This is a genomic window from Polaribacter sp., from assembly GCF_965656025.1.
Classification (GTDB): domain Bacteria; phylum Bacteroidota; class Bacteroidia; order Flavobacteriales; family Flavobacteriaceae; genus Polaribacter.
The window spans coordinates 15,798-16,235 of the sequence record NZ_CBFHJT010000067.1; the positions used below are offsets into that span (position 1 = coordinate 15,798).

The window sequence follows — 438 nt, forward strand, 5'->3', positions numbered from 1 at the left end:
GCAATTCTTGGGTATACATAGATGTGATGATGTTCTAAAATGGTTTCAAAATTTTTCCATTTATGAAAACTTTTTAAATTGTCTTCTCCCATAATTAGGCTAAATTCTTTAGTAGGATATTTGTCTGAAATATGCGCCAAAGTATGCACCGTATAGTTGGGTTGTGGCAATTTAAATTCGATGTCTGAGGGTTTAATTTTTGTGTAGTTTTCAGTGGCTCTATACACCAACTCAAATCGATGATGATTTTCTAGTAAACTACTTTTCTTTTTAAAAGGATTATGTGGTGTTACCACCATCCAGATTTCATCTAAATCTGAATTTTCTACCATATAATTGGCAATTATAAGATGCCCCACATGTATGGGGTTGAATGTACCAAAATATAAACCAATTTTCATAATATATTGTCGGAGGTTATAGTTTTGAAGTTGTAAG

1 protein-coding gene is annotated in these 438 nt (G+C 31.7%); it reads right to left on the minus strand.

The window, feature by feature from the left end:
* Nucleotides 1-401 (minus strand): nicotinate (nicotinamide) nucleotide adenylyltransferase (gene nadD / locus ACTG3S_RS11830; protein WP_439129556.1); only part of this gene is annotated, 401 nt, incomplete at its 3' end.
* Nucleotides 402-438: the final 37 nt, after the last annotated feature.